This is a genomic window from Sulfitobacter sp. G5_S2_6_S6, from assembly GCF_054968505.1.
The window spans coordinates 1-24,921 of the sequence record NZ_JBQKUI010000004.1 but is presented as its reverse complement, the minus strand read 5'-3'; the positions used below and the strand labels follow the sequence as shown (position 1 = coordinate 24,921).

Below are 24,921 nucleotides of genomic sequence, written 5' to 3'. Positions count from 1 at the left end.
AGTCCCACCGGCACCCCGCGCCTGTTTTTCCAGCAACACGACACGCCCTAGAGCGCAGGACGCCACGAAATCTCTTGCCAAGCCCCCTTGCCCCCGCCTAGCCTCGTTCAACATTTGCCCGCGCCGCGTTCTACGTCGCATCGAACGCCGCGCAGATCACGGGCTGAGGTACCGCGGCGGAACGAACCCTATGGACATCACTTTTCTCCTCAACGGGGAAGTCGTGTCACTGACCGGCGTCTCCCCCACCATGACGCTACTGGACTGGCTACGCGAAACCCGACACCTGACCGGCACCAAGGAAGGCTGCAATGAAGGCGATTGTGGCGCCTGTTCCGTCATGATCAGCGACGACCAGGGCCACCGCGCCCTGAACGGCTGCATCCTGTTCCTGCCCCAGATCAACGGCAAATCCGTCACCACCGTCGAAGGGCTATCGGCGTCTGACGGCAGCCTGCACCCCGTGCAGCAGACCATGATCGACCACCACGGCAGCCAATGCGGCTTTTGCACGCCGGGCTTTGCCGTCACCATGGCCACCGACCATCTGAACGGGGCCACGGATCACGACACGCAGCTCGCCGGCAACCTGTGCCGCTGCACCGGCTACGCGCCCATCATCCGCGCCGCCAAAGCCGCCGAGGCCGCCCCCGTGCCCGCCCACCTGCGCAACCTCAAACTTCCAGATGGCCCAAAATCCTCGGGGGGGCCGGCGCAGCCGGACGGGGGCGGACAGCCCCCTGCGACCTCGCGCCCCACGACCACGGATGAACTGGCCCACTGGTACGCCGATCACCCCGATGCGACCCTGATTGCGGGGGCAACGGATGTCGGCCTCTGGGTCACCAAACAATTCCGCGATCTGGGGCCGGTCGTGTTTCTCAACCAGATCCCCGACCTGCGCGGCATCACCGATGGCGGGGATCACTGGCGCATCGGCGCAGCCACCACCCTTGCCACGCTCACCGCGCATTTTGCCCCGCTCTATCCCAGCTTGGGCGCGATGCTGCGGCGATATGGCTCGGCGCAGGTGCGCAATGCGGCCACCATCGGGGGTAACATCGCCAATGGCTCGCCCATCGGGGACGGCCCTCCGGCGCTGATCGCGATGGGGGCAACATTGCACCTGCGTCACGGCGACACCCGCAGGAGCCTGCCGCTTGAAGACTTCTTTATCGACTACGGCAGACAGGACCGCGCCCCCGGAGAATTTGTCGAGGCGATCACCGTCCCGAAACTCCCCACCGGCAGGGGTGACAGCCTGCGCTGCTACAAGATCAGCAAACGTTTCGATCAGGACATCTCGGCGCTGTGCGGCTGTATCAACATCACCCGCGCCGGCGATGTGATCACAGACGCACGCATCGCCTTTGGCGGCATGGCAGGCACGCCGAAACGGGCAAGCCAGACCGAAGCCCTGTTGATCAACCAACCTTTTGACGAGGCGACGATCCGACGCGCGATGGATGCCTTGGCGCTGGATTATCAGCCAATGACCGACATGCGCGCCTCGGCGCAGTATCGCCTGCTGACCGCCCAGAACCTGCTGCTGCGCTATCTGCATGACGTGAACGGCCTGCCCACGAACCTGCACGAGGTGACAGCATGAGCGTTGCCAAACCCCTCCCCCATGATGCAGCCAAGCTCCATGTCACGGGGGCTGCGCGTTACGTCGATGACATCCCGACACCGGCCACAACGCTGCATATCGCCTTTGGACTGAGCACGGTGGCCGCGGGCACGCTCAACGGCATGGACCTGCGCGATGTCGCTGCTGCCCCCGGTGTGGTGGCGGTGCTGACGGCGGCAGATCTGCCCTTTGACAATGACGTATCGCCCTCCAACCATGACGAACCCCTGCTGGCCACCGACGCGGTACATTATGCGGGCCAGCCCGTCTTCATGGTCATCGCGACAACCCACCTTGCCGCTCGCCACGCCGCGCGGCTTGGGGCGGTGGACATCACCCCGACCGCGCCGATCCTGACCATCGAAGAGGCGCTGGCCGCCGATGCTCGGTTCGAGGATGGCCCCCGCATCTACCAGAAGGGGGACGCTGCCGCCGCGCTGACCACCGCCCCCCAAACTCTGAGCGGGACGATCAATATCGGCGGGCAAGAGCATTTCTACCTCGAAGGTCAGGCCGCCCTCGCCCTGCCGCAAGATAATGGCGACATGGTCGTCCATTCCTCGACCCAGCACCCGACCGAGATCCAGCATAAGGTGGCAGAGGCGCTTGGCACGCCGATGCACGCCGTGCGGGTAGAGACGCGACGCATGGGCGGTGGTTTTGGTGGCAAGGAAAGTCAGGGCAATGCGCTCGCCGTGGCCTGTGCCGTCGCCGCCGCGCGCACGGGACGCCCCTGCAAAATGCGATATGACCGCGATGACGATATGATCGTCACAGGCAAACGCCATGATTTCCGCATCGACTATACCGTAGGCTTTGACGCCACTGGCCGCATCTCGGCGCTGGATTTCACCCATTACACCCGCTGTGGCTGGGCGATGGACCTGTCCCTGCCCGTGGCCGACCGTGCGATGCTGCATGCGGATAATGCCTATCACCTCGATAACATCCGCATCACCTCGCACCGCTTGCGCACCAACACGCAAAGCGCCACGGCGTTTCGCGGGTTTGGCGGGCCACAGGGGATCGTGGGCATCGAACGGGTTATGGACCATATCGCGCAGTCACTCGGGTTTGATCCGCTGGCGGTGCGGCGCGCCAATTTCTACGCCGATGTGATGCAGCCTGACGCAACCGGACAGGCCCATGACCACCGCGCCCTGCCCCATGATACCGAGGCTGATCTTGCCTCTCGCGGGGCACCGCCCGCACCACAAGAGAGCACGCCACCCCAGCCCACGGGTCTGCAAACCACCCCCTACCACCAACCGGTGCAGGACTGTATCATCAACGCGCTGACCGACCGGCTGGCCCAGACATCAGACTACACCGCACGCCGCGCCGCCATTGCCGACTGGAACGCGACGCAGCCGGTTCTGAAACGCGGCATCGCGCTGACGCCGGTCAAGTTCGGCATCTCTTTCACCCTCACCCACCTTAATCAGGCGGGGGCGTTGGTACATGTCTATCAGGACGGGTCGATCCACCTGAACCACGGCGGCACGGAAATGGGTCAGGGCCTGTTCCAGAAAGTCGCGCAAGTCGCCGCGAGTCGCTTTGGCGTCGACCTCTCGGTCGTCAAGATCACCGCGACGGATACGGGCAAGGTGCCCAATACCTCGGCTACGGCGGCGTCTTCGGGGACGGACCTGAACGGCATGGCGGTCCAAGCGGCCTGCGACACGATCCGCGACCGCATCGCCGACCATCTGGCCGAGCGTTATCAGACTACCGCAGACCAGATACGCTTTGCCCAAGGCCAGGTTCATATCGGGGAGGAGGAGATCAGCTTTGCCCAAGCCGCCGCCTCCGCCTATGAAAACCGCGTGTCGCTGTCGTCCACCGGCTACTACAAGACGCCCGAAATCGAATGGGACCGCATCAAGGGCAAGGGCCGCCCGTTCTTCTACTTTGCCTATGGCGCAGCCGTCACCGAAGTGGTGATCGACACGCTAACGGGCGAAAACCGCATTTTGCGCGCGGACATCTTGCACGATGCGGGCGCATCGCTGAACCCCGCGCTGGACATTGGCCAGATCGAAGGCGGCTATGTGCAGGGCGCGGGCTGGCTCACGACCGAGGAACTCGTCTGGGATGCCAAGGGCACGCTGAAAACCCATGCGCCGTCGACCTACAAGATCCCCGCCATCTCGGACCGGCCCGATGTGTTCAACGTGGCGCTTTGGGACGAACCCAACCCCGCGCAGACGATCTACCGGTCAAAAGCGGTGGGGGAGCCGCCGCTGATGCTGGGCATCTCGGCCTTCATGGCGTTGTCGGATGCGGTAAGCGCCTGTGGGGACGGGTTTGGTGACCTGCAAACACCCGCCACGGCCGAAGCAGTGCTGACCGCCATCGGGAAGGCCCGCAATGCCCTTTGACCGCGCAGCCCTGGCGCAGGCCGTTGCCGCGCATGGCACGGTGGCGCGCATCGTTCTGGTGCAGGTCAAAGGCTCTGCCCCGCGTCCGGCGGGAACGTCGATGCTGGTCTGGGCGGGCGGTGCATCCGGCACCATCGGCGGCGGCCAGCTTGAGCTGCAATCGATGCGCGATGCCGCGGCCATGCTCGCAGGTGGCCCGCGCAGCAAGCTGACCCGCGCCGCCCTTGGCCCCGCGATGAACCAATGCTGCGGCGGGGCGGTGACGGTGGTGACAGAGCGTTTCGACGCCGCCACAGTCGAAGCCCTGCCCGACACCTACCCCGACATCTACCTGCGCGCTGTTGATCCGGCGGCCCCGCCCCTTGCCGACAGTTTTCGCGCCAAGATCGACCGTGCCAGTGGCGGCGCGACACCGCTCGCCATTACCCTGCACGGCGGCTGGTTGGCAGAGCCGCTGTGGCAGCCCTCGCGGCAAGTGGTCATTCACGGCGCGGGCCATGTCGGCAGCGCACTGGCGCGTATTCTGGCCCCGCTGCCGCAGTTTCGCGTCATACTCGCCGACCCGCGCCCCGGGTATCTGGACGATCTGCCAGAGGGCGTCAGCGGCGTCGACGGCCCTTGGGGTGCCGCGCTGGACAGCGCCGAAGATGACGCTGCGCATTTCATCATGACACCGGCCCATGACGACGATCTGGACCTGTGCCACCGCTTGCTGCAACGCGATTTCGCCTTTGGCGGGTTGATCGGATCAGACACGAAATGGGCGCGGTTTCGCAGCCGTCTGGCGGCCCTTGGCCATGCCCCCGAACAGATCGCCCGCATCACCTGCCCCATCGGCGCGCGGCAATTTGGCAAGCATCCTCAAGCGATTGCGCTTGGGGTGGCCACGCAACTCTTGCAATTTGAACCCGCCCGCACGAATAAACAGGTTCGTTTGACACAAAAGGAACGCTGCGCATGACCGACACGCCCCTTCTGGCGCTTTCCGGGCTGACCAAAGCCTACCCCGGTGTTGTCGCCAATGATGACGTGTCACTGCGGATCGCGCCGGGCGAAGTCCACGCGCTGCTGGGGGAAAACGGCGCGGGCAAGTCGACGCTGGTCAAGATGATCTATGGGCTGGTCAAACCCGATAGCGGCACGATGCAGATGCACGGAGCCAGTTTCGCCCCGCACGAGCCCCGCGCCGCACGCGCCGCCGGTGTGGGCATGGTGTTCCAGCATTTCTCGCTGTTTGACGCGCTCAGCGTGGCCGAAAACATCGCCCTGGGGATGGAGAACGCGCCCAAGCTGCGCACCCTCAGCAAGCAGATTCGCGACGTGTCCGAGGCCTACGGCCTGCCGCTGGCCCCCGACCGCATCGTCGGCGACCTTTCTGCCGGTGAACGCCAGCGGGTCGAGATCATCCGCTGCCTGCTGCAAGACCCCAAACTGTTGATCATGGATGAACCCACCAGCGTTCTGACCCCGCAAGAAGTTGAAATCCTGTTCAAAACCCTGCGCAAGCTCAGCGCCGAAGGCACCGCGATCCTCTATATCTCGCACAAGCTCGAAGAGATCCGCAGCCTGTGTGACAGCGCCACGATCCTGCGTTTGGGTAAAGTGGTAGGCCATTGCACCCCGTCAGAGACGACGGCACGGGATATGGCAGAAATGATGGTGGGCAGCACGCTCAAGACACCGACCCGCGCAGGCAAGACCCCCGGCGCGGTCAAGCTGGACCTGAGGGGGCTGTCCGCGCCCTCGCCCAGTTCCTTTGGCATGCCGCTGCGTGACATCACCGTGCAAGTCCGCGCGGGCGAGATTCTGGGCATCGGTGGCGTGGCGGGCAACGGGCAGGATGAATTGTTGTCGGCCCTGTCGGGCGAGCTGCCGACCGCCGCTGGCATGATCGGGTTCGAGGGTCAGGACGTGGGCCAGCTTGGCCCCACCGCGCGCCGCCGTCTGGGTATCCTGACCGCGCCCGAGGAACGGCTTGGCCATGCCGCCGCCCCTGATATGTCCCTGACCGAGAACGCGATGCTGACCGGTGCCGTGCGCGAAAAGCTGGAGCGGCGCGGCATGTTGAACTGGCCCGCCGCCAAACGGTTTGCCGAACGTATCATCGCGGATTTTGACGTGCGCACCCCCGGCCCCGGTAATGCCGCGCGGTCGCTGTCGGGCGGGAACCTGCAAAAATTCGTCATCGGCCGCGAGGTGTTGCAAAATCCGCAGGTGCTGGTGGTCAACCAACCCACATGGGGGGTCGATGCCTCTGCCGCGGCGGCGATCCGACAGGCGTTGCTGGATCTGGCCGAGAATGGCACAGCGGTGATCGTGATCAGTCAAGATCTGGACGAGCTGATGGAAATCTCGGACCGCTTCGCCGCGCTGAACGAAGGCCGCCTGTCGGAGCCGCGTGCCGCGGCAGGGCTGACGGTGGACGAGATCGGATTGATGATGGGCGGGGCCCACGGGATGGAGGTGGCGCATGTTTGACGCGTTGCTTGCGGGGGTTTCACACCCCCACACCCCCGTGGAGTTTTCCTTGCAAAATGAAGTAGATGACAAGAACTGGGGCGCGGCATGATGCGGCTTGAGAAACGGCCGCAGGCCAGCCGGGCGTTTTCCTATGCAACGCCGGTTCTGGCGGTGATTGCCACGATGGTTTTTGGCGGCGCGCTGTTCGCGGTACTTGGCAAAGACCCGGTGGCGTCGATCATGACGATTTTCTGGGAGCCGCTGTTCGGCGATTTCGCCTTTTACTATCGCCCGCAACTGCTGGTGAAAGGCGCACCCCTGGTCTTGATCGCCATTGGCCTGTCGCTGGGGTTCAAGGCGGGGATATGGAACATCGGAGCCGAGGGCCAGTACATCATGGGGGCCATTTGCGGTGCCGGAGCAGGTCTGGCCTTCTACCCCGCAGAGAGTGTTTTTATCTTTCCGGTGATGGTGCTTGCAGGCGCGCTTGGCGGATGGGTCTGGGCCATGATCCCTGCCGTGCTCAAGGTCAAGTTCGGGACGAACGAGATTCTCGTGTCATTGATGCTGGTCTATGTGGCGGAACAGTTCCTCGCCTCTGTCAGCCTTGGGTTGCTGAAAAACCCCGAAGGCTTCGGCTTTCCGGGCAGCCGCAACCTGCAGCAATATGCATCGGCCCATAATGGCGAGTTGATCGCGGGATCGGGGATGCATTGGGGGGTGGTTGCCGCCCTGATCGCGGTGATCTTTGCCTATGTCTTATTGGCGCGGCACCGGTTGGGCTTTGCCATCCGCGTGACCGGGGAGGCGCCGCGGGCGGCGCGGTTTTCCGGCGTGAACCCGACACGGCTGGTGTTGTTCTGCATGGGCATGTCGGGTCTGCTGGCCGGTCTGGCAGGGATGTTCGAGGTCGCGGGTCCTGCGGGGCAGATCACCATCGATTTCAACGTGGGCTACGGGTTCACCGCGATCATCGTCGCCTTTCTGGGGCGGTTGCACCCGGTGGGTATCCTGCTGGCCGGTGGTCTGATGGCGCTGACCTATATCGGGGGCGACATCGCGCAAAGCCAGTTGGGACTGCCTGCCGCCGCCATTCAGGTGTTTCAGGGGATGTTGCTGTTCTTCCTGCTCGCCTTTGATCTTTTCACCCATTACCGGCTGCGCCTTGGCCGGACGGAGGTCGCGTAATGGATCTGTCTGCAATCAATCCCGTGCTCTTTGTCGCGGGCTTTCTGGTGGCGGCGACGCCACTGATCTTTGCCGCTTTGGGCGAGTTGGTGGTCGAGAAATCCGGCGTGCTGAACCTTGGGGTCGAAGGGATGATGATCATCGGCGCGATCTGCGGCTTTGCGACCGCCGTTGAAACCGGATCGCCCCTGTTGGGCTTTGCCGCCGCGGCCGTGGGGGGCGCGTTGCTGAGCCTGCTGTTCGCCTTCCTGACGCAGATCACATTGGCCAATCAGGTCGCATCGGGCTTGGCGCTGACGCTGTTCGGGCTGGGGTTTTCGGCGTTGCTGGGGCAAAGCTATGTCGGGATCAAACCACCGCGCCTGCCGGATGTGAACTTTGGCCCGCTGCATGACATTCCCGTCATCGGGCCGATCTTCTTTTCCCATGACATTATTCTGTACTTGGGCTTTGCGCTGGTCGTCGCCGTTTGGGCAGTGCTGAAATTCACCCGCATGGGGCTGATCCTGCGCGCTGTCGGCGAAAGCCACGAGGCGGCCCACGCCCTTGGCTATAAGGTGGTGCGCATCCGTACGCTGGCGATCATGTTCGGCGGGGCCTGTGCCGGTCTGGGCGGGGCCTACATCAGCCTGATCCGTGTGCCCCAATGGACAGAAGGCATGACCGCCGGTGTGGGCTGGATCGCCCTTGCGCTGGTGGTTTTTGCCAGCTGGAAGCCCTGGCGGCTGTTGCTGGGTGCCTATCTTTTTGGCGGTATCACGCAGCTTCAGCTGAATCTGCAAGGCGCGGGCGTTGCCATTCCGGTCGAGTATCTGGCAATGTCGCCCTACCTCATCACCATCCTTGTGCTGGTGATCCTTTCCGCGGATAAAAGCGCTGCTCCGGCATCGCTGGGCCGCACTTTCCACGCCTCTCACTAGGGGCCTATCTTCAAGCGCCGGATAAAAGGCGCGTTACTCAGGGGACTACGTTATGAAATTCACCACACTTATGGCCAGCGCGGCACTGGCGCTTGGGCTTGCGGGCGGCGCATATGCCCAAGACAAGACCAAAGTCGGCTTTGTCTTTGTTGGCCCCGTCGGCGATGGCGGCTGGACCTATGAACACAACCAGGGCCGTCTGGCAGTCGAGAAAGAATTCGGTGACGCTGTTGAAACCGTCTTTGTTGAAAACGTGGCCGAGGGCCCCGATTCCGAGCGTGTGATGACGCAGATGGCGTTGGACGGCGCGGACCTGATCTTTACCACGTCTTTTGGCTATATGGACCCGACCATCAACGTCGCGGGCAAATTCCCGGATGTGAAATTCGAACACGCCACCGGCTACAAGCGTGCCGACAACGTGTCGACCTATTCCGCGCGTTTCTACGAAGGTCGCGCCATTCAGGGTCACATCGCGGGCAAGATGACCAAATCGAACATTATCGGCTATATCGGGTCCTTCCCGATCCCCGAAGTGATCCGTGGCATCAACTCGGCCTATATTCACGCCAAGAAGGTGAACCCCGATGTCGAGTTCAAGATCGTCTGGGCCTACACATGGTTTGACCCCGCCAAAGAAGCAGACGCCGCCAAGGTTCTGATCGAACAGGGTGCGGATGTTGTCTTGCAGCACACCGATTCCACAGCACCTCAGGCGGCGGCGCAAGAAGCCGGCGACGTGATCACCTTTGGTCAGGCGTCCGACATGGCGCAATACGCGCCCAAGCCGCGCGTCTCGTCGATCATTGACGATTGGGCCCCCTATTACATCGCCCGCACCAAAGCGGTCATGGATGGCACATGGGAAAGCAAAGACACATGGGACGGCATCGGTGCCGGCATGGTTGGTATCGGCGAGATTACGGACGCCGTGCCTGCCGACGTAAAAGAAGAAGCGCTGGCGCTGAAAGCATCGATCGCGGATGGGTCCTACCACCCGTTCACCGGCCCGCTGAAAAAGCAGGACGGTTCCGATTTCCTGGCGGAAGGCGAAACAGCCGATGACGGCACGCTGGCGGGCATGAACTTCTATGTCGAAGGCATCAAGGGCGACATTCCGAACTAAGCCGGACACTGACCTGACACGATCAAAGGCCTCGCATCCGCGGGGCCTTTTTTGTTGCGAAATCAGCGCGGTGCCCCGTCTTGCGACAAAACGCATCTGGTGCGGGGCATTCAAGCTGCCTACAGAAGGTACATGCGCTTTCTGCCCGCCTTCCCCTGCCAGCTGCTTGCCACCGTTCTGGTGCTGCTGTCGCTTGCGACATCGGGGTTTGCGCATCGTTTCGCGCCCGTAGACCTGTCGCCCGAGCTGCAAGCCTATGTTGCCAATGGCGGCGCGCTGGCGGACCTCTGCGGCACTGGTGATAGCCCGCATTCAGGCAATATGGCCGATTGTAAGACCTGCCGTCTGATCGGTGCCATGGCGCTGCCCGAAGCGGTCACCGGCCTGCCCGTTCCCGTGCTTGAGAAAACGCAAACCCTGCGCTTTGTGGCGAAACGGCTGCTGCACACACGCAAGCCTGACCCCAGCCGGCTGACCCGCGCCCCGCCCCAAGTCTGAACATCTATCCCATCTGTTCATTCTTTCCGCCTGCCGATGATGCAGGCCCTTAGGCTTGGAGCCCTCATATGACGACCCCTACCCAAACCACGCAGCCCGACGGCGGCGTGAACAAACTCTACTTTGCTGCATGGCGCTGGCATTTCTATGCCGGGCTGTTCGTGCTGCCCTTTCTGTCGGTTCTCGCCATAACCGGCATGGCGATGCTGTGGATCGCCTGGATTGACGGGCGCGACGGTGAATTTACCCCGGTGACCGTGCAGGAAACCGTCCTGTCGGTCTCGGCACAGTCGCAAGCCGCGGTCGAGGCCGTGCCCGGCGGCACGCTGGTGCAATATGTGGCCCCCCGCGCGCCTGATCTGGCGGCCCTGTTCCGCGTGGACCACGATGGGGATGCGGTGATGGTTGCGGTTGATCCCTATACGGCCAAGGTGATCGAGAGCTTTCCGCGGCGGTCCGGCTGGTACGATTTCGCGGATGGCATCCACAGTGATCTGATGCTGGGGGTGACCGGTGATCGCATGATTGAAGCCGCGGCCTCGATCGCCTTGGTGCTGATCGCCACGGGGCTTTATATGTGGTGGCCGCGTGGTGCAGGCTGGCGCGGGACGCTGGTGCCACGTTTCACCAAGGGCCGTGCGATGTGGAAATCGCTGCATGGTGTTGTGGGCATCTGGGTATCGGCATTTCTGGTGCTGTTCCTGATCTCGGGCCTGTCCTGGGCGGGCATCTGGGGCGGCAAGATGGTGCAAGCCTGGAGCCAGTTCCCTGCCGAGAAATGGGATGCCGTGCCCCTATCGGACGACATCCACGCCAGCATGAACCACCACCGCCGCGAGGTGCCTTGGGCGCTGGAACAGACGCCGATGCCTGCCTCTGGCAGCGCGGCTGGGGAGGCGGGCGTTGCAGGGGCCGTCACCATTGACAGCATCGATGCATTGGCGCGCGAGATCGGCTTTGACGCGCGCTATCAGATGAACCTGCCGCAGGGCGATACCGGCGTCTGGACGCTGAGCCGCGATTCCATGAACACCGACAGCACCGACCCGATGTCGGACCGCACCGTGCATATCGACCAGCACAGCGGCAATATCCTCGCCGATGTGCGCTATGCCGATTATTCGCTTGCGGGCAAAGCCATGGCGGTGGGGATTGCGCTGCACATGGGCACCTTGGGGCTGCTGAGCGTGCTGGCCAATACGCTGGTCTGCCTGTCGGTGCTGTTCCTCTGCGTCAGTGCGCTGGTGCTTTGGTGGAAGCGTCGCCCTACCGCCGCCGGCCGCCTGTCCGCCCCGCCCATGCCGTCAGAGCTGCCGTTGTGGCAGGGTGCCGTGCTGGTCGGGCTGTTCGTGTCGATGGCCTTCCCCATGGCAGGGGCCGTGCTGCTGAGCGTGCTGGCGGTCGATGTGTTGATCCTGTCGCGCCTACCCGCGCTGCGCCACCGTCTGACCTGACCTGAAGCCCCCGCGCCGTTTGTCAAATACGGCGCGGGGGATGCATGCCCACTACCCATCCGGCTGCAACACGCTATCATCAGCGTCATGATCAAAATCCACCACCTGAACCGGTCCCGCTCTCATCGCATTTTGTGGCTGCTCGAAGAAATCGGCGCGCCTTATGATGTCATCCCCTATACCCGCGATGCCAAGACCAACCTCGCCCCGCCCGAGCTAAAGCTCGTGCACCCCTTGGGCAAATCCCCCATGGTCGAGATCGACGGCACGCTGATCGCCGAGAGCGCGGCCATCACCGAGGTGCTTTGCACCCGTTTCGCGCCGCAAATGATCCCCGATCGTGACAGCGCCGCCTATCTGCAGCACCTTGAACTGATGCATTTCGCCGAAGGGTCCGCGATGACGCCGATCCTGTTGAACCTCTATGTCAGCCGTTTGGGCGACGCCGGTGCACCGCTGCATCCGCGCATCTCGTCTGAACTGGACAACCACTATAGCTACATGAACAGCCGCGTGCGGGCCTCGGGGCATTTTGTGCAGGATACATTGTCGGCGGCGGATATCATGCTCAGCTTTCCGGCAGAGATCGCGATGCAGCAGGGCCGCGCCAAGGATTATCCCGCACTCGCTGGCTTTGTCGAGATGATCCACGCGCGCCCCGCCTATGGTCGCGCCACCGCGCGCGGCAAAACCGATGCCTAACCGCGCGGTTGCACGTCCCACCGGCCCATGTCACCCATAAGCACGGAACGTGGGGCCGGCGGGACAGGCCTGCGTGAAACCAGTGCAAGGGACAGGGGGCAGCTATGACAGAAAACACATCCGACATCCTTGTCATCGGCGGCGGCATCGCGGGCATCTCGGCCGCGGCGCGCCTGTCTGGTGATGCAAAAGTCACGGTGATCGAAGGGGAAAAAGCGCTTGGCTATCACGCCTCTGGCCGGTCGGCCGCGCTGATCGAAGAGAATTACGGTGCGCCCTCTGTGCAGGCGCTGAACAAGGCCACCGTCGGCTACCTGCGCGACGGCGGCTACCTGTCCCCGCGCGGCCTGATGATCATCGCCGACCGCCACGAGGAAGAGGCGTTTCACAGCGATCTCGCCCATATGGGGGTCGAACAGATCACCCCCGACGATGCGCTGCGCCTTGTGCCGATCCTGGCCGCCGAGCGCATCGCCTTTGCCGGCTACCACGCTGACGCCCATGATATTGATACCGACCGTCTGCTGCAGGATTTCGCCAAAGAGCTACGCGGCAATGGCGGACGGATTGAAACCGGGCATCCCGTCACATCCATCACCCGCACGGGCAATACGTGGAAGGTCACCGCAGGCCCGCACATCCATCACGCCGCAAAACTGGTTAACGCCGCCGGAGCCTGGGCCGACCAGATCGCCATTCTGGCCGGTGTGCCTCCCATCGGCATCACCCCCTACCGCCGGTCCATGGCCCGCATTGCGGCACCGGGCGGGCATGACCTGTCGCGCTGGCCGATGTTCTTTGGCGTGGGCGAAACATGGTACGCCAAGCCCGACGCGGGTGCGCTGCTGATCTCGCCCGCCGATGAGGACGCGACCGAACCGCAGGACGCATGGGCCGACGACATGGTGCTGGCCGAAGGGCTGGAGCGGTATCAGAATATGGTCGCCGTGCCGCTGACGAAACCCATCGCGACATGGGCGGGGCTGCGCAGCTTCGCCGTGGACCGCACGTTGGTGCTGGGCCCCGATCCCGCCCAGCCCGACTTTATCTGGAGCGCGGGACAAGGCGGCTACGGTTTCCAGACCAGCGCCGCCGCCTCGCAACTGGTGGCCGATCTGACCCTTGGCAACGCCCCCTCGCTGCCCGATCCGGTGGTCGAGGCACTGCGCCCCGATAGGCTGCGCGCATGACAGCCAAGCTTCCCCCAAGCGCCAGCGTCGCGCTGCCCACCCGCGGTGCCATGCTGCACGCCCCCGCCGCCGACCGGAACAAAGACGCCCTGTGTGACCTGCTGCGTGACCACGGGCCGCAAAAAGGTCGCGCGCTCGAGATTGCCAGCGGGACGGGGCAGCATATCGCCGCCTTCGCCCGCGCCCTGCCCGATCTGTACTGGCAGCCGACCGAGCCTGCCCCCGACCGCCGCGACAGCATCGACGCCTATATCGCCGAAGCCGGGCTGACCAACGTCGCCCCCGCCGCCCCGCTGGATGCAGCAGCGGCGGGTTGGCACAAGCCACTGCCACCGCAAGACCTGATCTTCCTCGCCAACCTGCTGCATCTGATCCCGACAGAGGCCGCGCAGCAGGTCATCGCCGAAGCCGCGCTTGCGCTCGCCCCCGGTGGCACGTTGATCCTCTATGGTCCGTTCCGCCGCGAGGGTGTGCTCACCTCCGACGGAGATGCGAAATTCGATGCCGAGCTGCGCACCGCCGATCCTGCGATCGGGTACAAGGATACGGTCGACATCACGCGTTGGCTCAGCGATGCTGCACTAAGCCCGATCGACAGGATCGACATGCCCGCCAATAATCTGGCCTTTATCGCACGAAAGCCGTGACCCTATGCCCCGACTTCGCGTTCTTGCCCTCCTCTCTGCCCTTGTCCTTTCGGCCTGTGGTGCGCCGCAACTCTCTGTCCCTGTGGGGGACGTGACGGCAGCCAATTTCGGCGACCGCAAGCCGTTCGACTGGCCCGGCCAAAGCCCCGACCGCTATGCGGTGCACGGCATCGATGTGGCGCGCTTCCAGCAACCGCTGAACTGGGGCGAGGCCCGCGTCTCCGGCGTGAACTTCGCCTTCATCAAAGCCACCGAAGGCGGCGATCTGCTGGACCCGATGTTCCAGAACCACTGGGAGGGTGCCGGCCGCGCCGGTGTCGCCCGCGGGGCCTATCACTTCTATTATTTCTGCACGACGCCCGAGAAACAGGCCCGCTGGTTCATCGAAAACGTGCCCAAAGCGCCGGGCATGCTGCCCCCCGTGCTGGATCTGGAGTGGAACCCCTTTTCCCCCACCTGCACCCTGCGCCCGCCCGCCGATACCGTCCGCCGCAACGCCCAGACCTTTCTAAGCATCCTGCGCGCGCATTACGGGCAGCAGCCCGTCGTCTACACCACGCCGGAGTTCTATGCCCAGAATGACATGGGGCGTCTGCGCGGTGTTGAATTCTGGCTCCGCTCCACCGCCGCCCACCCGTCCGAAAAATACCCCGACGAGCGCTGGACCTTCTGGCAATACACCAGCACCGGCCGCGTCCCCGGAGCCGCCGGCGACATCGACATCAACGTCTATGCCGGTAGCCCCAGCAGTTGGGACAACTGGCTTTCGCGGCGTCAGGTGCGGTAGATCGCCGCCACAATCTACCAGAGCAAGACCTTTGACATTGCAATTATAAATTGAACCTGGCAGGATTTTCCGAGCGAAAACGGCAGGTATATGACGACACGTCGAAATTGGACCGAAGACGAGGTCACTGAGGCTTTGTCACTGTATCTGCGGCTTCCTTTTGGCAAGTTCCATTCCGGCACACCGCAGATCATCCGCATGGCAGAACGGATCGGACGCACGCCATCGGCCGTGGCAATGAAACTGTCCAATCTTGCCGCGCTGGATGACACGATGCCGCAAAGGGGGCTTGGCAACCTTTCTGCGATGGACCGGCAAGTCTGGGCGCGGTTCCGGCAAGACCCCTCTATCGTATTTAATGCCTATGAAGCGCAGATCTTGCCGTCACCCCAGCAGACACCCGGTTTTTCCGAGCAGCGGCAGGCAAACTGGATCGCAAAGCAATGCGAAGTCACTGAACGTACTGTTGTGCAGCGGCGCGGACAAAGCTTCTTCCGCGAGATGATCCTGAACAACTATCGCTCTCGCTGTGCACTAACGGGTATCGACGATACGCGCCTGCTGACCGCAAGCCATATCGTCGGGTGGCAAGAGGACGATGCTCAACGGTTCTACCCCGAAAATGGCATTTGCCTGAACGCCCTTCATGATCGCGCCTTTGACCGACATCTGATCAGTTTTGACGATGATTACCGCATGATCATGGCCGACGATTTGCCCGCCGAATCTAAACGCAAACTAGCTGTCGGGGCCTCCGGAAGGTTGCAATTACCAGAACGGTTCCTGCCCGACCCTGCGTATCTGGAGCATCACCGGCAGCGCATGGCCGAGCGGCAGAGCATGCCGCCGCTCGACTAGGTTCAAGCCTCACCCATCCACACGGATCGTTGCGTTTTTCGGGTCGTAGGGGCTGTCCTCCACAACTTCGGCATCCCATAGCTGGTCGAACATCTTGACCTTCAGCTTTGTGCCAACCACCGCGATGTCGGGTTTGACGTAGCCCATGCCGATGGATTTCCCGAAGGCCACCGAATACCCGCCCGAGGTCAGGCGACCAATACGGGTGTCGCCGTGATACAGCACTTCGCGGCCCCAAGGGTCGGCGTCGTCGGGCCCGTCGATCAGCAAGGTTACACATTTGCTTCGGATACCATGGGCCTGCATTGCGTCCTTGCCGTGGAAGTCCTTGGACAGGTCGACAAAGCGCGGCAGGTCGGCCTCTAGCGGGGTGGCATCGCGGCCCAGTTCATTGCCGAAAGCGCGGTAGGATTTCTCTTGCCGCAGCCAGTTCTGTGCACGCGCGCCCACCAGTTTCATCCCGTGTTTCTCACCCGCCTTCTCCAGCAGATCGAACAGGTGGTTCTGCATCTCGATCGGGTGGTGCAGCTCCCAGCCGAGCTCTCCGGTATAGGCGACGCGGATGGCGCGGACGGGGACCATCCCCAGCTCGATATTGCGCATGGTCAGCCAAGGGAACCGCTTATTGCTCAGCACCGTCTCGGGGTCCGCGTCCTTGATGACCTCTTTCAGGACATCGCGCGATTTGGGACCCGCGATGGCAAAGACACCCCATTGCGTGGTCACGTCATGACATTCGATATAACCGAATTCGGGCGCTTTATCGGCGATGGCCTTGCGCAGGAAATCACTGTCATAGGCCGTCCAGGCCCCGGCGGACACAAGGTAGTATTCATCCTGAGCGAGCCGCACGATGGTATATTCGGTGCGCGTGGTGCCGTTGATCGTCAGCGCATAGGTCAGGTTGATGCGCCCGACCGAGGGCAGCTTGTTGCAGGTGAACCAATCCAGAAAGGCAGTGGCCCCCGGCCCCTTGATCAGATGTTTGGTAAAGGCGGTCGCATCGATCAGGCCCACGCCCTCGCGGATCGCCTTGGCCTCATCGACCGCATGCTGCCACCAGCCGCCGCGCCGGAAGGACCGGCTGTCGTGGTCATTGAACCCCAGCGGCGCAAAGTAGTTCGGGCGTTCCCACCCGTTCACATGGCCGAACTGTGCGCCACGGGCGGCCTGACGGTCATAGGCAGGCGAGGTACGCAAGGGCCGACACGCGGGGCGCTCCTCATCCGGGTGGTGCAGGATATAGACGTGCTCATAGGCCTCTTCGTTCTTGCGCGCGGCATATTCGGTGGTCATCCAGTCGCCATAGCGTTTGGGGTCCAGCGACGCCATGTCGATCTCGGCCTCGCCCTCGACCATCATCTGCGCAAGGTAGTAGCCCGTGCCCCCCGCAGCTGTGATCCCGAAAGAGAACCCTTCGGCCAGCCACATATTGCGCAGGCCGGGTGCCGGACCGACCAGCGGGTTGCCGTCGGGCGTATAGCAGATCGGCCCGTTGAAATCGTCCTTGAGGCCGGAGTCCGCACAAGACGGGACGCGGTCGGCCATCGCCATATACTGATCCGCAATCCGGTCCAGATCCAGCGGAAACAGATCGGCCCGGAAGCTGTCCGGCACCCCATATTCAAACCGCGCAGGCGCGCCGCGCTCGTAGATGCCCAAAATCCAGCCGCCCCGCTCTTCGCGGGCGTAGGATTCATTGTCGGCGTCGCGCACGACCGGATGCTCCGGATTGCCATCGGCGCGCCATTTGACCAGCTCGGGGTCCTGATCCATCACGATAAACGTATGTTCGACCGGGATGGCAGGCATCTTGATGCCCAGCATCTTGGCGGTGCGCTGCGCGTGGTTGCCGCTGGCGGTAACGACATGCTCCGCGGTGATCACGACCTGCTCGTCCGAAGGGACAAGGTTCCCGCCCTTCTCGACCATCTTCGTGATGGTAACCTCCCACGCCGCGCCATTCCAGTGAAAGGCATCCGCCTGCCACTTGCGCTCAATCGCCACACCCCGCTGCCGCGCGCCCTTGGCCATCGCCATGGTGACATCGGCGGGGTTAATATAGCCGTCCGTCTGGTGGTACAGCGCGCCTTTCAGATCGTCGGTCTTGATCAGCGGCCATTTAGCCTTGACCTCATCCGGCGTCATGAAGGTATAGGGCACGCCGCAGGTCTCCGCGGTGGAGGCATAGAGCATGTATTCATCCATGCGTTCGTCCGTCTGCGCCATGCGCAGGTTCCCAACCACGGCAAAGCCCGCGTTCAGGCCGGTCTCTTCCTCAAGCGTCTTGTAGAACTTGATCGAATAGTCGTGGATGTGGGTCGTCGCATAGGACATGTTGAAATAGGGCAGCAACCCCGCCGCGTGCCATGTAGACCCCGAGGTCAGCTCGTCCCGCTCAAGCAACATCACATCGTCCCATCCGGCGCGGGCCAGATGATAGGCAATCGACGTGCCAACGGCGCCGCCGCCCACAACCAGTGCTTTGACTTGAGTTTTCATGAATCCAATGCTCCGCCAGAATAGGTCTTAGCGACATTTAGCAGCCCCCGCGCAAAACGCAGAACCCAGCCGACCAAAGACAGCACAAATGCGACCAACGTCGAAAAACTCGCGCGTAGGCCGCTTCCAAATGGTTAAAATCCCCGTCGGAGGCATCGCATCCCTGCCGGTGGCAGGGATCGATATACCGCGCGCGCCGTCCCGACTACGCCAGGGATTCGGGAAGAATCTTGCCCGGGTTCATAATGTTATCGGGGTCGAGCGCCTGTTTGATCGCGCCCATGACGCCCACTGCAGCTCCCAGTTCCTTGACCAGATAGGGGCGTTTGCCCTGTCCGATGCCATGCTCCCCCGTGCATGTCCCCTCCATCGAGATCGCGAGCTCGTTGAGCCAGCTAATGAACGCCTCGGCGCGGGCGACTTCATCCGCGTCGTCCATATCCAGCAGCAGCGAGGCGTGGAAATTGCCATCGCCTGCGTGGCCGACGATGGGCGCAATCAGGTCCAGCTCCGCCGCTTTGGCGTTCGCGCGGCCGACTGCTTCGGCCAGCCTTGAGATCGGCACACAAACGTCGGTCGCCACCGCCTTGCAGCCGGGGCGCAGGGCCAGCATCGCCCAATAGGCGTCATGGCGCGCTTGCCACAGCTTGTTGCGTTCCTCCATCGTGGTGGTCGCCTGATAGTCGGTGCCACCGTTTTCATCGGCGAGCGCTGCGAATGTTTCGGTCTGTTCGACCACACCGGCGTCAGAGCCATGAAACTCCAACAGCAACATCGGCGTTTCGGGCAGCGACAGTTTGGCATAGGCATTCACCGCGCGCACGACCATCGCGTCCAGCAGCTCTATCCGTGCGACGGGCAGCCCGTATTGGATCACGCTTTGCACCGTTTCACAGGCCGCCTCGACCGAGGGGAAGGAACAGCGGGCAGAGCTGATCGCCTCGGGGATGCCTTGTAGCTTCAACGTGATTTCGGTGATCACGCCCAATGTCCCTTCAGAGCCCACCATCAGACGCGTCAGATCGTATCCGGCGGATGATTTGCGCGCCCGTGCGCCGGTGCGGATCACCGTGCCATCGGCCATCACCGCCTCGACCGCCAGCACGTTGTCCTTCATCGTGCCATAGCGCACCGCATTGGTGCCCGAGGCCCGCGTCGCCGTCATCCCGCCAAGCGAGGCATTGGCCCCGGGATCAATGGGAAAGAACAGGCCCTTATCGCGCAAATGAGTGTTCAATGCCTCGCGGGTGACGCCGGGTTGCACGCGGCAATCCAGATCGCCGGCATTGACCTCGACCACAGCGTCCATCTGCGTGACGTCGATCGACACGCCCCCCGCGGGCGCATTCACATGCCCTTCAAGCGAGGTGCCGGTGCCGAAGGCGATGACCGGCACCTTATGCGCGGCGCAGACCTTGACCACAGCCGCGACATCGTCGGTCGAGCGGGCAAAGACCACTGCATCGGGGGCCTGATTTCTGATCCAGGTCGTCGTATGCCCGTGCTGTTCGCGGATCGCGTCCCCCGTCTGGAAGCGTTCGCCGAATTGCTGCTTGAGGATACCCAAAGCGGTGTCGATCCCGGTCTCGTTGCGGGGCATGTCGGTGGCCTGTGCCATATGGTCTTTCCTTTGGTTCAGAATGGGCGATCACTCGCCAAGGGCGATGCCTTCGCGGCGCGGGTCAGCCCCGCCGCGCAGGTCATCGCCAATCGAAATCATATGCAACCCCGAGGTCAGCGCGCGGGTGTTCACCTCGTAGCCAAGGCCGGTCAGCGCATCGGCCATCGCGGCGGCGTCGGTGCCTTCCTCAAGGTCGTAGGGACCGAACCGGTTGATCGCATGGGGCAGTGCTGCGGCCTGTTGCACATCCATCCCCCAATCCAGATGCGCGATGATCGCGCCCGCGACATAGCCGATGATGCGGCTGCCACCGGGGCTGCCCACGGCCAGAACCGGCGCGCCATCCTTCATCACAATCGTCGGTGCCATCGACGAGCGCGGGCGTTTTCCCGGCTCGACCCGATTGGCAATCGGCACGCCATCGGTATGCGACCGGAAAGAGAAATCCGTCAGCTCGTTATTCAACAAAAACCCGCGCACCATCAGTCGGCTACCAAAGCCGTTTTCGATGGTGGTGGTCATGCTCGCGACATTGCCCATGCTGTCCACGATCGACACATGCGAGGTCGACGGCAGCTCGATAGAGATATCATCGGCAAAGTTTAGGGCATGGTCGAAAGCGGGCGCGCCCGCGGTGACTTCGGGCAGCGCATCGTCGCCCTGCAACAGCTTGGCGCGATCCGCCAGATAGGATGGGTCGAGCATACCGGTCACCGGCACCGGCACATAATCGGTATCGGCCACATAGCGCCCCCGATCCGCAAAGGCGAGCCGCGAGGCATCGCCGATCAGCCGCAGCACATCCGCGTCCGCCGGTCCGGCGCTCAGGTCCGCATTTTCCAGCAGCCCCAGTATTTGCCCTACGGCCAGCGCACCAGAGGACGGCGGCCCCATGCCGCAGACCTCATGCCCGTGATAGGGCGCGCAAAGGGCGTCGCGTTCCTTGACCCGATAGATCGAAAGATCGACCTCTGACAGCACACCGGGGTTGGTGGCCCCTTGGACAGCCCCCACGATGTCGCGCGCAATGTCGCCGGTATAAAAGGCATCGGCCCCGCGTTCAGCCAGCGCTGCAACCGTGCGGGCATAGTCAGGGTTTTTCAGCGTATCGCCTGCCTGAACCGGCACGCCATTGGGCATGAAGTAATCTGCGGTTGTCGCGGAGATTGCTAGCCGTTCGGCGTCATCAGCCACCAGCGCCGCAAGACGTGGGGACACGGCAAAGCCCTTCTCGGCCAATGCGACAGAGGGGGCCAGCAACTCGGCCCAGGGCTGGTTGCCCCATTTCTCATGCGCTGCGGCCATCAACGCAGGGGTGCCCGGCGTACCGACCGACCGCCCGCCAACGACGGCGTCAAAGAACCCCAGCGGCACACCTTGATCGTCCTGAAAGAGTTGCGGCGTGACCGCCAGCGGCGCTGTTTCGCGCCCGTCCAGCGTGGTCAGCCTGCCCGATGCGGCGTCATACCAGACCAGAAACGCCCCGCCACCCAGGCCAGAGCTTTGCGGCTCCACCAGCCCCAGCATCGCTTGGACGGCGACCAGCGCGTCGGCAGCGGTGCCCCCCCGTGCCAGCACATCCGCCCCTGCCTGAACCGCATGAGGGTTGGCGGCGGCGACCATCCAGTTCCGGGCGATGACGGGTTTGCCCGCATCCTTAGCCTCGAAGGCGGCGGTGATCCGCGGCGACATGCCGGTAAAGCTGCCTTGGCTGGCACCTTCGGGCGCGACACTATCGGCGGCCTGTTGCGCGACAGCGGCCCCACTTACAAAACCACCTATGGCGATGGCTGTGCAGGTCCGCCCGATGTACTTTACGATGTGATGTGCAAGCATGGTCCCCTCCCCGTTCCGGTGCTCGGGGTCAACCTACTTGTTTTTAGCGCCAGCGCAAATTGAACCGCACCGGCGCTGCGCCTAAAGCATCGAGGGTACGACCTGATCCGGCGGACGGTGCCCGTCTTCGAAGGTCTTGATGTTGATGATGACCTTCTCGCCCATCTCTACCCGCCCTTCGAGCGTCGCAGACCCCATATGCGGCAAGAGCACGACATTGCTCAGCTCGCGCAAGCGCGGGTTGATGTCGGTGCCGTGTTCATACACGTCCAGCCCTGCGCCTTGCAGCTCGCCCGCGCGCAGCATCCGCGTCAGCGCGTTTTCGTCGATCACTTCCCCCCGGGAGGTGTTTACGATCACCGCGTCGGGCTTCATCAGCTTCAGGCGGCGGGCGTTCATCAGATGGAAGGTGCTGGGGGTGTGCGGGCAATTGATGCTCATCACGTCCATGCGGGCCACCATCTGGTCAAGGCTTTCCCAATAGGTCGCGCCAAGGCTCTCTTCGATCTCGGGGCGCAGACGGCGGCGGTTGTGGTAGTGGACCTGCATGCCAAAGGCAGCCGCGCGCCGCGCGACGGCCTGACCAATGCGGCCCATCCCCAGAATACCCAAACGGCGACCGCTGACGCGCCCGCCAAGCAGCGCAGTCGGGGCCCAGCCCTGCCAATCGCCTTTTTGCATCTGCGCCATGCCTTCGGACATGCGCCGTGTGACCGCGAGAATCAGCGCCATGGTCATATCGGCGGTGTCTTCAGTCAGCACACCGGGCGTATTGGACACCAGAATCCCGCGCTGCCGCGCTGTCATCACGTCAATATGATCGACCCCCGCCCCGTAGTTCGCGATCAGTTTCAGCCGGTCCCCCGCCTGCCCGATCAGCGCCGCGTCGATTTCATCGGTCACGGTGGGCACCAAGATATCCGTAGTTTTCATCGCCTCGCCCAGTTCAGAGCGGGTCATCGGCGTGTCATCCGCGCGCAACGTCACATGAAACAGTTCCGTCAATCGCTTTTCGACGACTTCCGGCAACCGTCGCGTGACTACAACACTTAGCGGTTGCTTTGACATTGTGGGCCTCCCAAATATGGCTTTGCACTGTGCTTGGTGGCATGGTGTCCCAAGCAGAGACGAGGCACAAGAACCTCGCAGGGCAAAACTGCATTAAATCAACGGCAACAGACCAGACAGGCAGTCATGAAACCGATGTTACGTTCCGTCCTTTTGGGCGCCCTTGCAGCCGTTCACCTGTGCACCACCCCGGTTTTCGCGCAAGAGGTCGGCCAGGTGACCAACCTGCCGGTGCCCCGTTTCGTGTCCATGAAAGCGAGCGAGGGGAACGTGCGGCGCGGGCCATCGCTGACGCACCGGATCGATTGGGTGTTCAAACATCGCGACCTGCCCCTGCGCATCACGGCAGAGCATGGCCATTGGCGCCGCGTCGAAGACCGCGACGGTATGGGCGGCTGGGTGCATTATTCGCTGTTGTCGGGCACGCGCACCGTTCTGGTCGAACAGGACCGTTTGCAGCTGCTTGTCCGCCCCGACCCCAAGGCCCCCGTCGAGGCAGAGCTTGAACTGGGCGTGATCGCGCGGCTCGGGGCCTGCGACCTTGAATGGTGTTTCCTGCGGGTCGGCGGATATAAAGGCTGGGCCCCCAAAGCGCGGCTCTGGGGCGTGGGCCCGAAAGAGCTACGCGACTGACCGCGCAATTGCACATGCCGCGGTCTTGGGCTTAGGTGACAAAAACCGTCCCCATGATCAGGAGCTCTCATGCGCGCAGTCACCTATTCCACCCTTGGCGAAGCACGCGACGCGCTGACCCTGACCGAGATGCCAACCCCTGCCCCCGCTGCGGGCGAGGTGCTGGTGCGGCTGGCCGTGTCGGGCGTCAACCCGTCCGATGTGAAATCCCGACGCGGGCGCCCCGGCATGACCCATCCGCCCTTCGAGACAGTGATCCCGCATAGCGATGGTGCCGGCGTGATCGAGGCCGTGGGCGACGGTGTGGACCACGCCCGCGTGGGCCAGCGCGTCTGGATCTGGAACGGGCAATGGCAGCGCCCCTTCGGCACTGCCGCGACCCATATCGCCCTGCCGCAAGCCCAAGCTGTCCCGCTGCCCGATGACGTGAGCTTTGACACTGCCGCCAGCCTTGGCATCCCCGGGCTGACCGCGGCCCACGCCGTGTTCAACGGCGGTGATGTCGCGGGGCAAACGCTGCTGATCCAGGGGGGCGCGGGCACCGTCGGCTATCTCGCTGTGCAATTCGCCGCCTGGGCAGGGGCGCGCGTTATCGCCACTACCGGAGCCAGTGGGGCCGAGCGCGCAAAATCCGCAGGCGCACAGGTCGTGCTGGACTATAGCGCCCCCGATCTGGCGCAACAGGTGCTTGATGCCAACGGTGGTGCCCCCGTCGACCAGATCATCGAGGTCGAATTCGGGGCCAATATCGCGCTGGATGCCGAAGTGATCAAACCCAACGGGCGCATCGCGGCCTATGGCTCTGCCAAGGTGATGGAGCCGACGCTCCCCTTCCTGCCCCTGCTCTTTAAGGCGGTGACCATCGACATCATCCTCGTCTACCTGCTGACCGAGGCCGAACGTACCCTCGCGATCAAGAAAACCCACCAAGCCTTGGCCGAAGGGGCGCTGCACTGCCCGGTCGAGCAGACATTCGCGCTCTCAGACACGGTCAAAGCCCATGAAGCCGTCGAAGCCGGTGCCCGCGCCGGTGCGATCTTGATCAACTGCGAAGGCTGACAGCCCTCGCACGCGACATATACTGCACCCTTGAAGCGAGGGGGACGGCGGCGGTGCGTCGCCCCGTTCGCACGATCACGTGTTCGCTCGGACACAGGATATCAGCAGCAAGACCTACAGCGGCAATAGGCCCCCTGCGGCCGAGCGACCCCGCTGATCCTCCCCAATAGAACACAGCCTGCTCTGCCCCGAACACGGCTCAAGAATAAATTCCGAGATTCTCCTCACTTTTTCTCCAGAAAGGTATTGCACCCCCCCGCACTCCGGACTAATTACGCCCACACGTTGGGATGTAGCCAAGTGGTAAGGCAACTGTTTTTGGTACAGTGTACCGTAGGTTCGAATCCTACCATCCCAGCCA

Annotated in this window: 20 protein-coding genes and 1 tRNA gene; 17 read left to right on the top strand and 4 right to left on the bottom strand. The window is 63.2% G+C overall.

Annotation, left to right across the window (positions count from 1 at the left end; translation table 11 throughout):
* Positions 1-190 precede the first annotated feature (190 nt).
* The 14 genes from xdhA (at position 191) to ACTRWK_RS08410 (ending at position 15,841) form a co-directional block, all read left to right on the top strand.
* A complete protein-coding gene (xdhA, locus tag ACTRWK_RS08475; protein ID WP_462843880.1) occupies positions 191-1,609 on the top strand; it encodes a xanthine dehydrogenase small subunit in 1,419 nt (472 codons plus the stop codon).
* Positions 1,606-4,011, top strand: a complete 2,406-nt coding sequence (gene xdhB / locus ACTRWK_RS08470; RefSeq protein WP_462843879.1) for a xanthine dehydrogenase molybdopterin binding subunit — start codon at positions 1,606-1,608, stop codon at positions 4,009-4,011. Before xdhA ends, xdhB begins: the two co-directional genes overlap by 4 nt.
* Positions 4,001-4,972, top strand: a complete 972-nt coding sequence (gene xdhC, locus ACTRWK_RS08465; protein WP_037943642.1) for a xanthine dehydrogenase accessory protein XdhC — start codon at positions 4,001-4,003, stop codon at positions 4,970-4,972. Before xdhB ends, xdhC begins: the two co-directional genes overlap by 11 nt.
* Entirely contained in the window at positions 4,969-6,489 is a 1,521-nt protein-coding gene (locus tag ACTRWK_RS08460; RefSeq protein ID WP_009826324.1) for an ABC transporter ATP-binding protein, read from the top strand. Before xdhC ends, ACTRWK_RS08460 begins: the two co-directional genes overlap by 4 nt.
* 87 nt (positions 6,490-6,576) lie before the next feature.
* Positions 6,577-7,659, top strand: coding sequence for an ABC transporter permease (locus tag ACTRWK_RS08455; RefSeq protein ID WP_009826323.1), 1,083 nt, complete (start codon positions 6,577-6,579; stop codon positions 7,657-7,659).
* On the top strand, positions 7,659-8,579 hold the full coding sequence (locus ACTRWK_RS08450; protein ID WP_005852064.1) for an ABC transporter permease: 921 nt from the start codon (positions 7,659-7,661) through the stop codon (positions 8,577-8,579). Before ACTRWK_RS08455 ends, ACTRWK_RS08450 begins: the two co-directional genes overlap by 1 nt.
* A 52-nt stretch (positions 8,580-8,631) precedes the next feature.
* Complete coding sequence (locus ACTRWK_RS08445) at positions 8,632-9,705, top strand: BMP family ABC transporter substrate-binding protein (RefSeq protein ID WP_005852062.1); 1,074 nt, start codon at positions 8,632-8,634, stop codon at positions 9,703-9,705.
* Between the two features lie 132 nt (positions 9,706-9,837).
* On the top strand, positions 9,838-10,203 hold the full coding sequence (locus tag ACTRWK_RS08440) for a hypothetical protein (protein WP_005852060.1): 366 nt from the start codon (positions 9,838-9,840) through the stop codon (positions 10,201-10,203).
* A gap of 68 nt (positions 10,204-10,271) precedes the next feature.
* Positions 10,272-11,657: a PepSY-associated TM helix domain-containing protein gene (locus tag ACTRWK_RS08435; protein WP_289082085.1), complete on the top strand. Its 1,386-nt coding sequence runs from the start codon at positions 10,272-10,274 to the stop codon at positions 11,655-11,657.
* 87 nt (positions 11,658-11,744) lie between these two features.
* The gene (locus ACTRWK_RS08430; RefSeq protein WP_132996991.1) at positions 11,745-12,359 is read left to right on the top strand and encodes a glutathione S-transferase family protein; all 615 of its coding nucleotides are present in this window, start codon (positions 11,745-11,747) and stop codon (positions 12,357-12,359) included.
* Between the two features lie 104 nt (positions 12,360-12,463).
* Positions 12,464-13,549, top strand: a complete 1,086-nt coding sequence (locus ACTRWK_RS08425) for an NAD(P)/FAD-dependent oxidoreductase (protein WP_288959764.1) — start codon at positions 12,464-12,466, stop codon at positions 13,547-13,549.
* On the top strand, positions 13,546-14,196 hold the full coding sequence (locus ACTRWK_RS08420) for a DUF938 domain-containing protein (RefSeq protein WP_289082086.1): 651 nt from the start codon (positions 13,546-13,548) through the stop codon (positions 14,194-14,196). Before ACTRWK_RS08425 ends, ACTRWK_RS08420 begins: the two co-directional genes overlap by 4 nt.
* 4 nt (positions 14,197-14,200) lie before the next feature.
* Entirely contained in the window at positions 14,201-14,983 is a 783-nt protein-coding gene (locus ACTRWK_RS08415; RefSeq protein ID WP_037943635.1) for a glycoside hydrolase family 25 protein, read from the top strand.
* Positions 14,984-15,073: 90 nt separating this feature from the next.
* A complete protein-coding gene (locus ACTRWK_RS08410) occupies positions 15,074-15,841 on the top strand; it encodes an HNH endonuclease (protein ID WP_037943634.1) in 768 nt (255 codons plus the stop codon).
* Between the two features lie 9 nt (positions 15,842-15,850).
* Here ACTRWK_RS08410 and ACTRWK_RS08405 read toward each other — a convergent pair whose 3' ends face one another.
* The 4 genes from ACTRWK_RS08405 to ACTRWK_RS08390 form a co-directional block, all read right to left on the bottom strand.
* Positions 15,851-18,343 carry a GcvT family protein gene (locus ACTRWK_RS08405; protein WP_289082087.1) on the bottom strand — a complete coding sequence of 831 codons (2,493 nt, stop codon included), beginning with the start codon at positions 18,341-18,343 and terminating at the stop codon, positions 15,851-15,853.
* 205 nt (positions 18,344-18,548) lie between these two features.
* On the bottom strand, positions 18,549-19,961 hold the full coding sequence (locus tag ACTRWK_RS08400; protein WP_289082088.1) for an FAD-binding oxidoreductase: 1,413 nt from the start codon (positions 19,959-19,961) through the stop codon (positions 18,549-18,551).
* Between the two features lie 30 nt (positions 19,962-19,991).
* Positions 19,992-21,800 carry a gamma-glutamyltransferase gene (ggt, locus tag ACTRWK_RS08395; protein WP_462843878.1) on the bottom strand — a complete coding sequence of 603 codons (1,809 nt, stop codon included), beginning with the start codon at positions 21,798-21,800 and terminating at the stop codon, positions 19,992-19,994.
* Between the two features lie 81 nt (positions 21,801-21,881).
* The gene (locus tag ACTRWK_RS08390) at positions 21,882-22,868 is read right to left on the bottom strand and encodes a 2-hydroxyacid dehydrogenase (RefSeq protein ID WP_289082090.1); all 987 of its coding nucleotides are present in this window, start codon (positions 22,866-22,868) and stop codon (positions 21,882-21,884) included.
* A gap of 126 nt (positions 22,869-22,994) precedes the next feature.
* Between ACTRWK_RS08390 and ACTRWK_RS08385 the strand changes: the two genes are divergently transcribed.
* The 3 genes from ACTRWK_RS08385 (at position 22,995) to ACTRWK_RS08375 (ending at position 24,921) form a co-directional block, all read left to right on the top strand.
* Positions 22,995-23,501, top strand: a complete 507-nt coding sequence (locus ACTRWK_RS08385) for an SH3 domain-containing protein (RefSeq protein WP_005852039.1) — start codon at positions 22,995-22,997, stop codon at positions 23,499-23,501.
* Positions 23,502-23,570: 69 nt separating this feature from the next.
* Positions 23,571-24,560, top strand: a complete 990-nt coding sequence (locus ACTRWK_RS08380; protein ID WP_037943630.1) for an NADPH:quinone reductase — start codon at positions 23,571-23,573, stop codon at positions 24,558-24,560.
* 286 nt (positions 24,561-24,846) lie between these two features.
* Positions 24,847-24,921 (top strand) — tRNA-Gln (locus ACTRWK_RS08375).

Bases quoted from the DNA above. Each gene is read 5' to 3' on its own strand.
- xdhA (WP_462843880.1), top strand. From the start codon at position 191: ATGGACATCACTTTTCTCCTCAACGGGGAAGTCGTGTCACTGACCGGC.
- xdhB (WP_462843879.1), top strand. From the start codon at position 1,606: ATGAGCGTTGCCAAACCCCTCCCCCATGATGCAGCCAAGCTCCATGTC.
- xdhC (WP_037943642.1), top strand. From the start codon at position 4,001: ATGCCCTTTGACCGCGCAGCCCTGGCGCAGGCCGTTGCCGCGCATGGC.
- ACTRWK_RS08460 (WP_009826324.1), top strand. From the start codon at position 4,969: ATGACCGACACGCCCCTTCTGGCGCTTTCCGGGCTGACCAAAGCCTAC.
- ACTRWK_RS08455 (WP_009826323.1), top strand. From the start codon at position 6,577: ATGATGCGGCTTGAGAAACGGCCGCAGGCCAGCCGGGCGTTTTCCTAT.
- ACTRWK_RS08450 (WP_005852064.1), top strand. From the start codon at position 7,659: ATGGATCTGTCTGCAATCAATCCCGTGCTCTTTGTCGCGGGCTTTCTG.
- ACTRWK_RS08445 (WP_005852062.1), top strand. From the start codon at position 8,632: ATGAAATTCACCACACTTATGGCCAGCGCGGCACTGGCGCTTGGGCTT.
- ACTRWK_RS08440 (WP_005852060.1), top strand. From the start codon at position 9,838: ATGCGCTTTCTGCCCGCCTTCCCCTGCCAGCTGCTTGCCACCGTTCTG.
- ACTRWK_RS08435 (WP_289082085.1), top strand. From the start codon at position 10,272: ATGACGACCCCTACCCAAACCACGCAGCCCGACGGCGGCGTGAACAAA.
- ACTRWK_RS08430 (WP_132996991.1), top strand. From the start codon at position 11,745: ATGATCAAAATCCACCACCTGAACCGGTCCCGCTCTCATCGCATTTTG.
- ACTRWK_RS08425 (WP_288959764.1), top strand. From the start codon at position 12,464: ATGACAGAAAACACATCCGACATCCTTGTCATCGGCGGCGGCATCGCG.
- ACTRWK_RS08420 (WP_289082086.1), top strand. From the start codon at position 13,546: ATGACAGCCAAGCTTCCCCCAAGCGCCAGCGTCGCGCTGCCCACCCGC.
- ACTRWK_RS08415 (WP_037943635.1), top strand. From the start codon at position 14,201: ATGCCCCGACTTCGCGTTCTTGCCCTCCTCTCTGCCCTTGTCCTTTCG.
- ACTRWK_RS08410 (WP_037943634.1), top strand. From the start codon at position 15,074: ATGACGACACGTCGAAATTGGACCGAAGACGAGGTCACTGAGGCTTTG.
- ACTRWK_RS08405 (WP_289082087.1), bottom strand. From the start codon at position 18,343: ATGAAAACTCAAGTCAAAGCACTGGTTGTGGGCGGCGGCGCCGTTGGC.
- ACTRWK_RS08400 (WP_289082088.1), bottom strand. From the start codon at position 19,961: ATGGCACAGGCCACCGACATGCCCCGCAACGAGACCGGGATCGACACC.
- ggt (WP_462843878.1), bottom strand. From the start codon at position 21,800: ATGCTTGCACATCACATCGTAAAGTACATCGGGCGGACCTGCACAGCC.
- ACTRWK_RS08390 (WP_289082090.1), bottom strand. From the start codon at position 22,868: ATGTCAAAGCAACCGCTAAGTGTTGTAGTCACGCGACGGTTGCCGGAA.
- ACTRWK_RS08385 (WP_005852039.1), top strand. From the start codon at position 22,995: ATGAAACCGATGTTACGTTCCGTCCTTTTGGGCGCCCTTGCAGCCGTT.
- ACTRWK_RS08380 (WP_037943630.1), top strand. From the start codon at position 23,571: ATGCGCGCAGTCACCTATTCCACCCTTGGCGAAGCACGCGACGCGCTG.